15 protein-coding genes are annotated in these 12,593 nt (G+C 44.6%); 8 read left to right on the top strand and 7 right to left on the bottom strand.

The window, feature by feature from the left end; genetic code table 11:
* The 3 genes from Q0C11_RS13090 to Q0C11_RS13100 form a co-directional block, all read right to left on the bottom strand.
* On the bottom strand, window positions 1-869 hold an 869-nt coding region (locus Q0C11_RS13090; protein WP_293008688.1), incomplete at its 3' end, for a M18 family aminopeptidase.
* 128 nt (window positions 870-997) lie between these two features.
* Window positions 998-2,293, bottom strand: coding sequence for a cytochrome c (locus Q0C11_RS13095; RefSeq protein WP_293008690.1), 1,296 nt, complete (start codon window positions 2,291-2,293; stop codon window positions 998-1,000).
* Window positions 2,290-3,009 carry a cytochrome c4 gene (locus Q0C11_RS13100; RefSeq protein WP_293008692.1) on the bottom strand — a complete coding sequence of 240 codons (720 nt, stop codon included), beginning with the start codon at window positions 3,007-3,009 and terminating at the stop codon, window positions 2,290-2,292. Before Q0C11_RS13100 ends, Q0C11_RS13095 begins: the two co-directional genes overlap by 4 nt.
* A 91-nt stretch (window positions 3,010-3,100) precedes the next feature.
* Between Q0C11_RS13100 and Q0C11_RS13105 the strand changes: the two genes are divergently transcribed.
* Together Q0C11_RS13105 and Q0C11_RS14730 are read left to right on the top strand one after the other, a co-directional pair.
* The gene (locus Q0C11_RS13105) at window positions 3,101-3,238 is read left to right on the top strand and encodes a hypothetical protein (protein ID WP_293008694.1); all 138 of its coding nucleotides are present in this window, start codon (window positions 3,101-3,103) and stop codon (window positions 3,236-3,238) included.
* A 37-nt stretch (window positions 3,239-3,275) separates the two neighbouring features.
* Complete coding sequence (locus Q0C11_RS14730) at window positions 3,276-3,467, top strand: hypothetical protein (RefSeq protein ID WP_367273762.1); 192 nt, start codon at window positions 3,276-3,278, stop codon at window positions 3,465-3,467.
* Window positions 3,468-4,112: 645 nt separating this feature from the next.
* Here Q0C11_RS14730 and Q0C11_RS13115 read toward each other — a convergent pair.
* The 3 genes from Q0C11_RS13115 to hemP form a co-directional block, all read right to left on the bottom strand.
* Window positions 4,113-4,751 (bottom strand): DUF2325 domain-containing protein, encoded by a 639-nt coding sequence (locus Q0C11_RS13115; RefSeq protein ID WP_293008698.1) that lies wholly within the window; start codon window positions 4,749-4,751, stop codon window positions 4,113-4,115.
* Window positions 4,752-4,872: 121 nt separating this feature from the next.
* Window positions 4,873-5,337 carry a bacterioferritin gene (gene bfr / locus Q0C11_RS13120; protein ID WP_293008699.1) on the bottom strand — a complete coding sequence of 155 codons (465 nt, stop codon included), beginning with the start codon at window positions 5,335-5,337 and terminating at the stop codon, window positions 4,873-4,875.
* A gap of 246 nt (window positions 5,338-5,583) precedes the next feature.
* Window positions 5,584-5,742, bottom strand: coding sequence for a hemin uptake protein HemP (gene hemP / locus Q0C11_RS13125; protein ID WP_293008701.1), 159 nt, complete (start codon window positions 5,740-5,742; stop codon window positions 5,584-5,586).
* A gap of 238 nt (window positions 5,743-5,980) precedes the next feature.
* Between hemP and Q0C11_RS13130 the strand changes: the two genes are divergently transcribed.
* The gene (locus tag Q0C11_RS13130; RefSeq protein WP_293008703.1) at window positions 5,981-7,060 is read left to right on the top strand and encodes a molecular chaperone DnaJ; all 1,080 of its coding nucleotides are present in this window, start codon (window positions 5,981-5,983) and stop codon (window positions 7,058-7,060) included.
* 197 nt (window positions 7,061-7,257) lie between these two features.
* Here Q0C11_RS13130 and Q0C11_RS13135 read toward each other — a convergent pair whose 3' ends face one another.
* Window positions 7,258-8,118 (bottom strand): MBL fold metallo-hydrolase, encoded by an 861-nt coding sequence (locus Q0C11_RS13135; RefSeq protein WP_293008705.1) that lies wholly within the window; start codon window positions 8,116-8,118, stop codon window positions 7,258-7,260.
* Between the two features lie 124 nt (window positions 8,119-8,242).
* Here Q0C11_RS13135 and Q0C11_RS13140 point away from each other — a divergent pair, with 124 nt between their 5' ends.
* The 5 genes from Q0C11_RS13140 (at window position 8,243) to Q0C11_RS13160 (ending at window position 12,103) form a co-directional block, all read left to right on the top strand.
* Window positions 8,243-8,671, top strand: a complete 429-nt coding sequence (locus tag Q0C11_RS13140; RefSeq protein WP_293008707.1) for a YeeE/YedE family protein — start codon at window positions 8,243-8,245, stop codon at window positions 8,669-8,671.
* 32 nt (window positions 8,672-8,703) lie between these two features.
* Complete coding sequence (locus Q0C11_RS13145) at window positions 8,704-9,120, top strand: DUF6691 family protein (RefSeq protein WP_293008709.1); 417 nt, start codon at window positions 8,704-8,706, stop codon at window positions 9,118-9,120.
* 99 nt (window positions 9,121-9,219) lie between these two features.
* Window positions 9,220-9,546, top strand: a complete 327-nt coding sequence (locus Q0C11_RS13150; RefSeq protein ID WP_293008711.1) for a helix-turn-helix transcriptional regulator — start codon at window positions 9,220-9,222, stop codon at window positions 9,544-9,546.
* Window positions 9,547-9,655: 109 nt separating this feature from the next.
* Window positions 9,656-11,266: a bifunctional protein tyrosine phosphatase family protein/NAD(P)/FAD-dependent oxidoreductase gene (locus tag Q0C11_RS13155; RefSeq protein ID WP_293008713.1), complete on the top strand. Its 1,611-nt coding sequence runs from the start codon at window positions 9,656-9,658 to the stop codon at window positions 11,264-11,266.
* A 6-nt stretch (window positions 11,267-11,272) separates the two neighbouring features.
* The gene (locus Q0C11_RS13160; RefSeq protein ID WP_293008715.1) at window positions 11,273-12,103 is read left to right on the top strand and encodes a sulfite exporter TauE/SafE family protein; all 831 of its coding nucleotides are present in this window, start codon (window positions 11,273-11,275) and stop codon (window positions 12,101-12,103) included.
* The last annotated feature ends 490 nt before the right edge of the window (window positions 12,104-12,593 follow it).

Raw genomic sequence — 12,593 nt, forward strand, 5'->3', positions numbered from 1 at the left:
AACACATCGGTTAAAAAATTACCGGCAGCTCCGATATGGCTTTTGCTGCCAATTTCTTCATGATCGAAGAAGGCGCAGACCAGCGTACTTTCAGCAGTGTTTATAACAGCATCGTCCAGTATGGCTTGCAATCCGGCATGGCAAGATGCCAGGTTATCAATCTGACTATTGGCATAAAATTCCTGGTTTGCACCCCAGAAGGCGCCTTTTTGCGTATCGTAAACGGCCAGATCCCAGGATAATAGCTGTGCAGCCTCTATTCCTGCCGCCTGCGCCAATAATGCGACAAAATAAGGCTGCGGTGGCAGTTGATCCGCAGTCAGTTGTGCGAACAATAGAAATAATTCATTTTGCTTATGCAGCTTCAATCCGTCTTCATTGACACCTCGGTTCAAGTGAATCGCAAGATTCGGTAGGCGCACTAATGATTGATCGAAGCGTACTAATTTGTGCGAGAGATTTCTGTTACTATCAATATAACTAACCCGCCCGGCTAAACTTAAGTCACGGTCGGTAAATGTTGCAAGGATCGGGCCGCCGTAAATTTCAACACCAATCCTGGCCATGCCATTGTTCGCGGTTGCGGCATTCGGTCTGATGCGGAATCCCGGCGAGTCCGTATGCGCACCCACAATTTTGAAACCCGACTCAGCCGGTGTTTTATGCCCCAGCACAAACAGCACGATCGAAGAGTCATCGCGCACCACATAATATCGGCCACCTACCTGTAACTGCCATTTGACCGTCTCATTCAGCTTAACAAACTGAAAAGCCTGGATTGCAGCTTCAATCGAAGCAACGGCATGCCAAGGGGTCGGGCTTTCATCGATAAAGTTTAGTAAATGTTGTACGTCTTGTTTTGCACTCATTTTTTATCTCACTTTCTGATAGTTATAGTGATATCTTGCGCTCTTTCTTATTAAGGACGTTTGTTGATAAATAACAAGGGATGTATATAGATCATGGGTATATGGCAACGTGAGCACTATCCCGCCTATTAATCATCCCCGCCTTTACTGCGATCAACGTCCAGCGCTCTCACCAAGCTGGCACGATTTCCCCAGGCATTTCGGATATACGACACCACCAGCGCCACTTCTTCATTACGTAATATCTGTTGGAATGGCGGCATTCCATAAGGCCGGGGATTGCCTGCCGTTGTGGGTGGATAGCCGCCGTTCAGTACGCTGCGAATAACATTCAGCGGCGAATCCATTATCACACTCCGATTGCCGGCCAACGCAGGATAAATACCTGGGACACCCTTGCCGTCAGTACCATGACATGCTTGACAATATTCTTGATAAAGTTGCCCGCCCAGATCCAAATGTTTCCGCAAACTACCCGACATCACCGAGAACTTGACACCAGGCAATCTACCCGTCTCATTTTCTGTCAGTGATTTTAGATAGACGGCCATCGCGAGAGCATCCTCTTGCGATAAATATTGCAGGCTTTGTCTGACAACGGTCGCCATTGGGCCTGAGGTTACAGCACGCTTTGTTACGCCTGTCGTCAACAAAGCAACGATTTCATCGATCTCCCAATCACCACTGCCTGCTTCCAAGTGCGAGGATAGAGAAGGTGCATACCAATTCATGCCCATTATTTGTCCACCCATCAATGCTTCATCTTGACTCGCCCCCAGCATATTACGGGTGGTATGGCAGGCGGTACAATGACCCAACCCCTGCACCAGATAAGCACCACGATTCCATGCTTCGCTTTTGGATTGATCCGATTCATAAACGCCTTCTTTAAAATACAGTGTGCGCCAAACCGCGAGCAGTGATTTAGAGTTATAGGGAAAGAAAATATCGTGCGGTGGATTGGATTGCGAAACAGGTGGCAGCGATTGCAGATAAGCAAAAATGGCATCGGCGTCCTGGCGCGTCACTTTGGTATATTCGGTATAGGGAAAAGCTGGATATAGAAGCCGTCCATCACGCGACTTGCCCTGATGCAGCGCTTGCCAGAAATCCTGTTGCGTCCAACGGCCAATCCCCGTTTCTTTGTCAGGGGTAAGATTGGAGGTAACGAAAACACCAAATGAGGTAGACAATCGGCGCCCACCCGCAAACGGCTGACCACCCTTAGCCGTATGGCATCCCATGCAATTACCGATGCGGGTCAGATAAGCGCCATAATCCACTTCGTCAGAACGCTCTGGCTCACCCGCCATAACTTGCGCAGACATCGTTAGCACAAGAAATGCCAGTGATCTCACGCACACTTGCAGCAAGATGGTATTTTTCCACCAGATTACACGGGTTGTTATGACTGAATGCCTCATTCTGCACCTCCGTTTTCCAGGATAGTTTGGCTACAGCGATCCACCAACTCAGATGAAAGCACATCAAATGAACTTGGTTTCCCAGAAACGGATTGATTCGCCAACCATTTTGCAACTGCATTGACCTCGCTTTCGGTCAACTGCTTAGCAATTTCAGACATGCAATCAGGCTTTCCACCTCGCATGATGCCCCCGTTGCGCCACCCGCCCAGCTGTGCCGTGATATAAGCACGAGGCAATCCGATCAAGCCTGGAATAGCAGGTTCCACGCCCATCAAAACATCTCCATGACAGGCACTGCATGCCGGGATATCCCGCTCTGGATATCCCGAATAAATCAGGTGCTCCGCCAGTTTGATTTCCTCGGGTTGCATCTGAATCTGTTCAGGGTCAGGGTAGGGTAATTGCAAAGATGAAAAGTACTGTGCTATTTCCAATAGGTATTCATCTGACATATTTTCTAACAGAATGGCCATTGGCGGATAATAGCGTCGACCGTCCCTAAAATTGCGCATCTGATTAAAAAGATACCCCTGCGGTTTACCCGCTATGCGAGGGTAATAAGCATCACGTCCTACTTTGTCTTCAGCGCTATGACAGATGGTGCAAGCTTTAACCCGATCATCCATGGTATCCGGCACCTCTGCAGGTGTGCTGCCATTCACATTCGCCACACCGGTGATACAAAAAAATAACAATAAAATAAAACGCATCATTTAGAGTTTTTTCGTAATTTATATAATATGGTTAATGGTGAGTATATCGCACCGTCTCCGTGCTTAAGCTTAATTCGACATTGGCACTATCGTGACGGTAGCAGGCGACGGCGGAAACAATACACTGAACTTCTCAGGCACTACGCTGACCGATGTTAGGATAGACGGCGGCTTCGGCAACGACACCATCACCATCACCATCACCATCACCATCACTGGCAACAACTAGGCCAATACGTTACGTTGGCGGTGAAGGCGCCGATTCCATCAGGGGATCAAATGGAGGCGATTCGCTCTTCGGCGATAACGGCAATGGTACTTTTCTTGTCAGTGGCTCCAGCGAGGCCTGGATACGATCAATGGCGGCGCCGGAGCTGATACCATTACCGCATCCATCGCAACCAGCTACAGGGGGCGCGAGTAACGATACCTTCATCGTGACCAGCAATTCACAATAAGCCATCATTCTGGACTTCATCGATTTGGGTAATGATGTCATCGACCTTAGCAGCTTTGAGCTTACCTCTGAGGACGTTGGGTTATTGTCGAGCCAGCAAGCGCTGATGTGCTCATCGATCTTGCTGCGGCTAGAGGTGCTGGAGACACAATTCTTGTTGGAACTGTTCTTTGTAGTCTTGATTTCATTGGCAACAACGACTTTATCTAAGAGCTACTATCAAAACCTTACTGAATCTTCAATGCGCGTGAGGACTGGGAGACTTGACCTTATCTCCCTCTTCTTACATACAGGCTAACGAGATTATTTTATCCAGTACAAATGTCCAGGATAAACCACCTCCGGCAAAAACGGAGATCTAAGAATAATCCTGAAACCATACTAGTAATAGTATAAACCTAAACCAAGAATTGGTTAATTTAGCTGACCCTGAGGTATGCGTAAATATCTGATAGATAGAACCATATTTTCTGCTGATCGTCTCGACTGGGAATGTTAAAATTAACACTTATTTCTGGTCGAAATGATACTTAAAAATGCTCGCAGTCAGAGCGCTTTTTTTGTCCGATCTTGCCTTCAATTGGAATCTACAGTAGATTCCAATTTCACTGCTTGCATTCAAACTATTCAAGATAACAAACTTGGATTAATGGCCGATTTTCTTAGCCATCATTTTGGTTAACATGCGAATGCCCATTCTAAAACTATTAATTGCTGAGCGATCTAGGAGAACACATGGTTTTCCGGAAGATCTGCAGTAATATTTGACAGTCTGGAATGCTCCATGATTGATACAATCGACTGGACAAATAATCATATCAGCTGTCTTTTCCATAAGTAGAAATAAATTATCCAGCGTATCATTTGAATCACCATGAAATGTTATAAATGTACCGCCGAATTTTTTTACTATCTGATTATATTCTGGATAAAGTTTGATTCTTCCGCCCACACATAGAATGGTTTTTCCAGTTAATGGATTATCATAGTATCTGTCGGCTGGGTTACGATAATTTGTGTCGTCACTAATTTCTATTAAGGAAGATGCTTTGATCAAAGGCGCCCAATCGATAATGCGAGAATCTCTCGTCGCAACTGAATGTTCTTTGATCAATTTTTGTTTGTGATGTATCAAATTTTGCTTCAGTAGGCGAGCAAGTTTTACAAATTTTTGTAAAATTTTCCTATACGATAGAGAAATCTCTGTATATGCCGAAGTGGAGTAATGATAATGAGAAATAGTGCAAGGTGTGGTCATGGCAGCCTGCTTCTTGAGAAATTTCATAATACAATCTCCTTCAAATTTTCAGCAAGTAAAAAGATGGCTGGCTGACCATAAAAGAATAGGCTGGCTGGCTAAATGCACTGCTGGAGAAGGAAGAGGAACTCCAGCAGTATTGAGAACGCTATATCTGACTTTGTAGCCAGTTATGGATGCCGACCTTTTGCATGACCCCGAGCTGAGTTTCCAGCCAATCAATATGCTCTTCGGTATCTTCAAGAATTTGTTCAAAGATTTCTCGTGATGCAAAGTCCTGGGTTGATTCACAGGCCTCTATTGCAGCTAGCAGAGTTACCCGCGATGTTAGTTCAAGTTTTAGATCACAAGCGATACATTCTTCAGCAGTCTCACCAATCATTAATTTTCCTAGATCTTGTAGGTTGGGTAAACCTTCCAGAAACAAAATTCTTTCAATCAAAAGATCAGCGTGCTTCATCTCTTCGCAGGATTCTTCAAATTCGTGTTTTCCGAGGCTCTCAAATCCCCAATTCTTGTACATGCGAGCATGCAGAAAATATTGGTTAATGGCTGTTAATTCATGTTGTAACTGCTGATTTAGCCAGCGAATAATATCTACGTTACCTTTCATTTTTAGCTCCTAAGACAAATATTTTTATGTGGGCTGAATTCATTTGAAAAGATATAGCTCAGTTACGGTCAAATTGTTTGTTGCTTGACATTATATTATGTGGCAAGAAATTGTTATTAAAGAGGAATTCCTGTTATAAGCCCATGTTGCACATCCGTTTACCTTCATCACAGTTCAGAATGATTTTTGTATGCGAATCGCTAATAACTACATCTATTAATATACATGATTTGTGCTCACAATCCACTATTTGTTCAGGATTAACTTGCCGTTTCGTGTGCGTCGTAATGTGTATTGTTCACCTTTATGCAATATAAATACAACATCACCATTTTTAAATAAGGAGTTGCTGTCTATCAGTGCATTTAAGCTTGTTAGTTCCGGTTGATGCGGATTTTTTGTCATCGATTGAGTTGGTAGGTGAGTGTTCATAATTAATATAAAGATGATAATGAGAATTATTCTCATTATATAGATGTGCTGATAAAATGCAAGCGTAATCTAAAGTTAGGATTAAAGTATTATTGATTTCGATATTAACTATCAGGAGACTGGCCATTGCAGTATTCAGTTGAACCTTATCTGATTAAGTTAATTTATCATGAGAACTATATAGATAACGGTTATTGACGCGAGTTATTTTTTGCAAATTTTATTTGCTACCAACGACGCTGATAAATCGGTTAATAAGGTGCTAAAATTCTCAGTAATCATGATCGAGCGGCGAAATTTCTATCGAATTCTTCACATTCAGCCTGATGCACCGATGGCGGTTGTTAAGGAAAGTTATTGGGTGTTGATGCAAAAACTTGTGACGCATCCTGAATTGGCCAGTCCGGACTGGAATGTAAATTTACTTAATCTTGCTTATAGTACGCTAGGGGATCCGCTCAAACGGGATGTATATGATCAAGAGTTATTAGATCGATATCATATTAAAATTCTTAGTCAGGGCGCATTAGGACCCAGTGTCAAGTTTGATACAGAGCAAAAGTATAGTGAACGTACGGATAGTTTGAATCACCGTAATTATTATCGGATCCTTGAGGTTCAACCTGATGCACCAATTACGACGATTAAGGCGAGTTATCAGATATTAAAAAAAGATTCTCTTCAAGATAAAGCATTACTTGATGAAGCTTATCGAATTTTATCTGATCCGGCGGCGCGTATGCAGTATGACGCCCTTTTAATGAGCAATTTACTTCGTGCTGCCAAAGAAACAGCAAATAGGAAGACTCATCTGCCTAGCCTGATCTCCGAATTAGACGCAGCAGAGTACTCTGTCAAGCCATATCGGGCGATGATTACGCATTATTGTTTTTTCTGCAAAACGCCTTATGTGCCGCAAACAGGCTTTTACCAAAGTGAAAATTGTTTGGAATGTGCAAGCCCTCTGCTTCTATTGAATCATAAAAATATGGAGTCAACACGCCGCACTATGATGCGCATTCCAGTGAAGGGTGAATTGGTTTTTTACTTGTTTTGGCCGGGTCGTCCGATGCAAGGTGTTTTTCAAGATTTATCACCTGCAGGCATACGATTTTTGACTGATGTGATACTGGATTTCAAAGATGTTATAAAAATCGACGCGCCGAATTTCCAGGCGGTAGCCGAGGTAACGCATAAACGACACGAGAGTCATGGAATTTCTGTGGGCACACGCTTTATTGCGGTAAAATTCGATCAACAACATGGCAATTTCATCACATTGCAGGTTTAACAGGGTATTGAAAAACTATGAGCATTAGAAACAAGCTCCGCCTGCTCATCATTAGGCCTAAACTGTTTGCCTCACTTGCCTCTTCCTTACATATCGATTACTACGTTACTACGAAAACATTCTTAACAACCGGTGGCTTCCGGTTGGGATAAAGAGATGGTTTTCTTCAGGTAAGATGTAGATCTTAATGTCACGCATCAAATTAAGTTAATCGGTATTTTAAAATAGGAAACACCATTAGATTCCACTGGCGGTAATTTCCCACTTCTGATGTTTGTCTGTATTGATGGAAGCAGCAAATTAGGCATCCCTAGCGTTGCATCACGTGCATTGCGCATCTTTACAAATTCATCTTCAGTAATTCCATCGTGGACATGAATGTTATGCGCGCGTTGTTCAGCAACCGTACACTCCCACTCTGTCGGGCGATTGGTGGGAGGGTAGTCGTGGCACATAAATAGGCGGGTTTCCGGTGGGAATGCCAGTATTTTCTGAATAGATTTAAACAGATGGCGTGCGTCGCCTCCGGGAAAATCTGCGCGAGCAGTGCCAACATCGGGCATAAAAAGCGTATCACCCACAAAGATCACATCGTTGATTTGATATGCAATATCAGCGGGTGTGTGGCCTGATACTGCAATGGTTTTGGCCGTAATTTTTCCGATCTGAAACGATTCGCCGTCAGCAAACAGATGGTCGAAATGATGGCCGTCGGGTATGAACTCATCGCCAAAGTTAAAAATCTTTTTGAATGTTTTCTGAACTGCGGGAATATTCTGACCAATGCCAATTTTTCCACCTAGCTGATTTCTGAGATAATCGGCTGACGATAAATGATCCGCATGCGCATGTGTTTCTAAAATCCACTGCACCGAAAGACGGTGATCTTGAATAAATGCAATTATTTTGTCGGCTATATGAGTAAAGGTTTTGCTGGCTTTGGGGTCGTAATCCAGTACGGGATCAATAATGGCGCAGTAGCCTCCGGCTTCATCAAAAATAACATAACTGATGGTCTGTGTTACCGTATCAAAGAATGCTTCTATAGTGGGTTTCATATTATTCTCCGAGTTGTTTCTGAGGTTGGATTGCTGTTGAAAATGTACAGATATATTATTATGTTTATATATATATCATAATAATGGAAATGATGATATTATTTTCTCACTATAGGAGGTGCACATGAATTATCCGGACTTATTACCATGGCATGCAATAGCAGGAGGACTTGCTATAGGTTTTGCGGTGACTTTGTTATTACTGTTTAATGGACGTGTTGCCGGCATATCCGGAATTATAGGCGGTTTATTCCGCTTGCAAAGGGGGGATGTTAGTTGGCGTGTCGCATTTATTTTAGGACTGGTTTTATCAGTCACCATTTGGAAGTTTTTTTTCGCTCTGCCGGAGATACAAATTGAAACCAGTCATATGATGTTGATATTAGCTGGCTTATTGGTTGGTTTCGGCACAAGACTGGGGTCTGGATGCACGAGCGGTCATGGTGTTTGTGGGTTATCGCGAGGTTCTCCTCGCTCCTTGGTTGCAACCGCTCTATTTATAGTGACGGCCATGATGACGGTTTATTGGGTAAGACATGTGTTTGCTAATTAGTTTAAGTAGCTGTGCGTAATGGAGGATATCAAATGGTTGGTTTGATGGCGTGGGTGTCTGGAATTGTGTTCGGATTAGGGATTATTTTGTCCGGTATGGTTAATCCAGCAATCGTATTAGCTTTTCTTGATGTAACCGGTCGCTGGGACCCCTCATTGGCATGGGTGATGGCTGCTGCGGTGGCTGTTGGTTCTATAGCTTTCACCATTGCAAAGAAGCGGAAGAAAAGCTACTTAGGAGGGGCGATACAGATACCAAGCGTTACCAAAATTGACGTTCGGTTGATATTAGGCGGGATTGTGTTCGGGATCGGCTGGGGGATCGCTGGAATTTGCCCTGGGCCAGCGCTAGTTCTGGTTGGATCCGGTAGCCTGGAGGCTATCATTTTTCTCACGGCAATGTTATTGGGGATGGGGGTTTTCGAAGCCATTCAGCAGAAACATCAATAAGTTTACTGACAATTCCTATAAAATAAATTAGGATTAATATCCTTGTGATCATTGTTGAATTTCGAGGCCTCGAATAATTACTCTAAAATATGATAAAACATGAAGACACAATCAGCTTTAAACAGTATGACAGCGTTGCATACATCAGCTGCGGATGCGTGTGCATTGCTGAAAATTCTCGCCAATGAAGATCGATTGCTCATTTTATGCGAACTTAGCCAAGGAACACGGAATGTGGGTGAACTGGAAGCATTATTGGGTATTCATCAACCCACCTTATCGCAGCAATTAACCGTACTGCGAGAAGAAAATCTGGTTTCGACAGAACGAAGAGGCAAGTATATTTACTATAGCTTAGCAAGCCTGGAGGCTATTCAAGTCATGGAGACGTTATTCAACCTCTACTGCAAGAAGCATTCCGCGTGAGAGACTAAAGATTAGTTGCAGTGCTTATAGATCTTTATTGTGAAGGATTCTATATAAACAGAAGTCGTAGCCACGCTATCAAATTACAGGCTAATAAAGGAGAATAGGCATGCCCATTGACATTATTAAACTGGATCACACGTTTTCGGTGAGCGGTCAAATCAGCATTGATGACATCAATGAACTAGCTGCAGCTGGTTACAAGTCGATCATTTGTAATCGCCCGGACTATGAAGGCGGCGAGAATCAGCCCCATAGTGAAGAGCTGGAAGCAGTGGCCAAAACGTTAGGCATCGCCTTCGCTTATTTGCCTGTCAAAATGGGCTCGGTTCCTACCGAGCGTGTTGAAGCTTTTCAGAAACTGATGGCTGAGTTACCTAAACCGGTTCTGGCGTTTTGTAACTCTGGCAGACGCGCGACTGCTTTGCATGAGATGGCTCGACAAAGCGCCAGTAATGACGTGAAGGTACAGGATTCAGTCGTCGACGCCTGTAATTGGGGGAATGCTTTCGATGTGGTCGTTATTGGTGGCGGTTCAGCTGGCATCGGAGTCACTGCCAGCCTACTCAAACGGCGACCAATGTTGCGTATTGCAATCATCGAACCCAGCAGCGAACATTATTACCAACCTGCCTGGACGCTGGTAGGGGGGGGTACATACGACATTGCCGAAACAGTGAAACCGATGGCAGATGTGATTCCCAGAAACGCAGAGTGGATCCAGGCGGCCGCATCTGTATTTGATCCGGAAAGCAACAAAGTGCGTCTGGATGATGGTCGAGTAATTGGCTACCGGCAGTTAATTGTTTGCCCCGGTATCCGGACAGCATGGGAAAAGGTTGAGGGATTGGAAGAAACACTGGGTAAAAATGGTGTCACATCAAATTACCGTTATGATTTGGCGTCTTATACTTGGGAATTGGTGCGGGAACTTAAATCCGGGAAGGCGATTTTTACCCAGCCACCCATGCCCATCAAATGCGCCGGTGCACCACAAAAAGCCATGTATCTTTCGTGTGATCATTGGCTGCAGACAGACTGTTTGGATAGCATAGACGTTGAGTTTGATACAGCGGGCGCCGTGTTGTTTGGCGTGGCTGATTTTGTGCCGCCCTTGATGGAGTATGTCAAGCGCTACCATGCAAAATTGGCATTTAATTCAAACCTGGTCAAAGTGGACGGAGCGCAAAAAATCGCCTACTTTGAAATTAAGGATGCTGATGGCACGATAGTACGCGAAGCAAAACCCTTCGATTTATTGCATGTGACGCCGCCGCAAATGGCGCCGGACTTTCTGCGCGATAGCCCTTTGGCGGACGCCAGCGGATTTTGCAAGGTAAATGAGAAAACACTGCAACATACCGATTATTCGAATATATTTTCACTGGGAGATGCATGCTCTTCGCCCAATGCAAAAACTGCAGCCGCTGCCCGAAAACAAATTGTTGTCGTGGCCGAGAATCTTCTGGCGGAAAAAGAAGATCGGGAATTTGCCGCTTTTTACGACGGTTATGGCGCATGTCCGCTGACTGTGGAAAATGGCAAGGTAATCCTGGCTGAATTTGGTTTTGGCGGAAAGCTATTGCCCACCTTCCCATTTAATCCAACCGCACCGAGTAAGCTCTACTGGTTTTTCAAGCAGACTGTTTTTCCATGGATTTACTGGAATGGCATGTTAAAAGGCAAGGAATGGCTTGCTCATCCTCGCAAGTCACGCTGAGCTAGTGTGGAGATATTGCTAATCAGCATACTGCTTGGCGCCTGTGCTGGCGCTGTGCTTGCGCTGACCGGCGCGGGTGGAACGATCATCGCAGTGCCCTTGCTCATCTTCGGATTGCATTTCACGGTTGCCGAATCCGCTCCGGTCGCTTTGCTCGCAGTGTGCCTGTCATCAACCATTGGCGCACTTATTGCGCTGCGGCAGGGAAAAGTGCGTTACCGGGCGGCAGGATTTATTGCGGTCACCGGAATATTGGTGGCGCCCGCCGGGATATGGCTGGCGCAGAAGCTGCCGAATGCACCTTTGACGGTATTATTTGCATTGGTTTTGTTTTATGTTGCTGTCAATATGTTGCGACACAGCACGCAGCCGATGGCTGAGGAAAGGAATGCGTCAGATTTGCAATTTGACTCTGCTGCAATTCCCTGCCGTTTGGAATACGAACGAGGCCGTTTAATTTGGGGCTGGCCGTGCGTTCGTGCGCTGGGCTATTCAGGCATTGCAACCGGATTTATATCAGGGCTGCTGGGTGTCGGTGGTGGATTCGTGGTTGTTCCGGCGTTGAAAAGAGCAACCAATCTTCCGATGCAATCCATATTGGCCACATCGCTGGCCGTCATTGCGCTTATCTCAGGTATCGGCGTTGCGTCGGCAACTTTTCTGGGAGGGATGAATTGGCCTGTTGCACTGCCTTTTGCTGCCGGAGCATTGGCAGGCATGTTGATAGGGCGTGCGATTGCCGATTATCTTGCGGGGCCGAAATTACAGCAGGGATTCGCTGTTGTTTCGATGGGCATAGCGGTGTGGATGATTGTTCGGTTATTTTGGATGAGTTAATTGGTAGTAGCTTAAAACCGATCTCGACCTGAAAGTTTCAAGAATTAATTTTTATTCAATCCAATTTTGATTGGGTGAGCTCGATCCAAAGCAAATGGTGAAATAATACAAAGTTGATTTCTAACTGAGATAACGTTTGAATTATACCGTGTAGCGAAGCAGTATCAGCTTGAGTTAATTGTTATGTCGCTCCCTCATGGATGATGGCCAATGAAAGGCCATAGAATGAATCTGTTTGAATTTCTTCGTTCCAGACGTCCCTGAAAGGATGCTTGTCGAGATACCAAACCATTCCTCTGCACCAAGAGCGCCAGACAACTCTTGGAATGTGGCCCTGTTGATAGAACAGGTACTCCTCAGCACAAAGATTAAAATGGCTATGTAACAATTAATTATTGAATTGTTTGTCCAACGTGCATTGAGATATAGAGGTGTGCACAATGAAATCAACGGAATTCAAAGCATGGATGGAATTGATTGAACGCATGAG

The sequence above is a fragment of the Nitrosomonas sp. genome (assembly GCF_022842015.1).
In the GTDB taxonomy this organism is placed as follows: domain Bacteria; phylum Pseudomonadota; class Gammaproteobacteria; order Burkholderiales; family Nitrosomonadaceae; genus Nitrosomonas.

Coding starts and splice junctions, on each gene's coding strand:
- Q0C11_RS13095 (WP_293008690.1), bottom strand. CDS start 2,293: ATGAGGCATTCAGTCATAACAACCCGTGTAATCTGGTGGAAAAATACC.
- Q0C11_RS13100 (WP_293008692.1), bottom strand. CDS start 3,009: ATGATGCGTTTTATTTTATTGTTATTTTTTTGTATCACCGGTGTGGCG.
- Q0C11_RS13115 (WP_293008698.1), bottom strand. CDS start 4,751: ATGAAATTTCTCAAGAAGCAGGCTGCCATGACCACACCTTGCACTATT.
- bfr (WP_293008699.1), bottom strand. CDS start 5,337: ATGAAAGGTAACGTAGATATTATTCGCTGGCTAAATCAGCAGTTACAA.
- hemP (WP_293008701.1), bottom strand. CDS start 5,742: ATGACAAAAAATCCGCATCAACCGGAACTAACAAGCTTAAATGCACTG.
- Q0C11_RS13135 (WP_293008705.1), bottom strand. CDS start 8,118: ATGAAACCCACTATAGAAGCATTCTTTGATACGGTAACACAGACCATC.
- Q0C11_RS13140 (WP_293008707.1), top strand. CDS start 8,243: ATGAATTATCCGGACTTATTACCATGGCATGCAATAGCAGGAGGACTT.
- Q0C11_RS13145 (WP_293008709.1), top strand. CDS start 8,704: ATGGTTGGTTTGATGGCGTGGGTGTCTGGAATTGTGTTCGGATTAGGG.
- Q0C11_RS13150 (WP_293008711.1), top strand. CDS start 9,220: ATGAAGACACAATCAGCTTTAAACAGTATGACAGCGTTGCATACATCA.
- Q0C11_RS13155 (WP_293008713.1), top strand. CDS start 9,656: ATGCCCATTGACATTATTAAACTGGATCACACGTTTTCGGTGAGCGGT.